This is a genomic window from Ottowia cancrivicina (genome assembly GCF_029813755.1).
In the GTDB taxonomy this organism is placed as follows: domain Bacteria; phylum Pseudomonadota; class Gammaproteobacteria; order Burkholderiales; family Burkholderiaceae_C; genus Ottowia; species Ottowia massiliensis.
On record NZ_JARVII010000063.1, the window covers coordinates 1 to 1745 of the forward strand.

Here is a 1745-nt window from a genome sequence, read left to right on the forward strand (position 1 = left end):
CCTGAAGGCGCGCCGCTGACGTGCAGCCTCACGCGCGCCCCGCAAGGCATGAGCCTGAATGGCTGCACCGTGCAATGGACGCCCACGGCCGCCGCTGCGAACGTGCCCGTGGCCCTGCGCGTGAGCGACGGGCAGTCCTACGCCGAGCAGTCCTGGCAAATCACCGTCACGGCAGCTGCGCCAACGCCAACCGTCACTCCAACGCCCACGTCCAGCCCGTCGCCAACACCGACGCCTACGCCTAGCCCGACACCCACGCCAACCGTCATCCCGACGCCGACCGTCACGCCGACGCCCACGCCGCCAGCCGTTGCCCCGCTGGCTGCGCAACTGCACTTCAGCGCGCGCTATGTGGCCGCTGGCAGCGCCACCATCGTCAGCGTGGCGGCCACGGGCGGCCAGCCGCCTTACACGCTGCAAAGCCTGCACGTGGATGGCACGGCGCACCCCGTCAGCGCTGGCAGCCTGCAAGCGAGCCTGGTCTCCAGCGTCATGGGCCGCCACGATGTCACCGCCGTGCTGCGCGACAGCCGGGGCGCCACGGTCACCGCGCAAGACTGGTATGCCGTGACAGACCCGTTGGACGCAGACGAGCCGGTGGCGCGCATCAGCAGCCCGGGCGACTCTGCGGACATCGTGGTGGCGGACGTCACGGAGCCGGCGGCCATCCTGGGCCAGGCCACGGACAGCCACTTTGCCGAATACGAGCTGCTCATCAGCGCAGCCGGGCAAAACCAGTGGAGCCGCCTCAAGCGGGGCAATGCCCCCGTAGCCGCAGGCGGCGAGCTGGGGCGGCTCCATCCGCAAGCGCTGGCCAACGGCCTGTACGACATTGCCCTGATCGTGCGCGACACGGCGGGCAAAGAAGCCAGCGCCCGCATCAGCGTTGCCATCAGCGGCCAGCAAAAGGCCGCCCCCTTGCGCCTGGCCTTTGAAGACCTGAGCTTTGACATCGAAGGCCTGCCGCTGCAAGTGGTGCGCACCTACGACAGCCTCAGACGCCACGAAGCGCTGGACTTTGGCTACGGCTGGAGCGTGCAATACCAGGACGTAGCCATCCAGACCAACGGCATCGTCGGCCGCAGCTGGAGCGCCGAACAAAGCGGCGCGGGCTTTGGCCGCAAGATCTGCATCCGCCCCGCAGGCAGCCGCGTGGTGGCCGTGCGCCTGCCAGGCGGCCGGCTGGAGCAATTTGAAGCCCGCGCGGAGCCTGAATGCGTCACCCCCATTCAGTGGGCCAGCAACCCCAGCGCCCACATCACCTGGCGCCCGCGTGGCCGGGGCCACTCGGGCGCCAGCCTTGAAGCGCTGGGCAGCTGGCTGGACCTGCGCATCGTCGGCGGCCAGCTCACCGACTACGGCTCAGGAGAAACCTACAACCCCACCCAGTGGAAATACACCACGCGCGAAGGCGTGGAATTCATTCTGGACAGCAGCCGTGGTCTGGCAGGCGGCATCCAGCAAATCAAGGACCGGCAAGGCAACACCGTGCAATTTGCCGCTGACGGCATCCGCCACTCGGGCGGCTGGAGCCTGCGCTTTGAACGCGACGCGCAAAAGCGCATCACCCGCATCACAGGCCCTGGCGGCGTGCAGCGGCGCTACAGCTACGACGCGGCGGGCAACCTTGCCGCTGCCATTGAGCCAGACGGCACACAAGCGGCCTACGGCTACGAAGACGCAAGCCAGCCGCACGCGCTGACCCGCTACAGCGACCCGGCGGGCCGCCTGCAACTCAAAGCCGA

General features: G+C 68.8%; 1 pseudogene. It reads left to right on the forward strand.

Going from position 1 to position 1745, the window contains the following annotated elements:
• Positions 1–1745, forward strand: a pseudogene (locus QB898_RS12995) (RHS repeat protein); the annotation flags it as partial.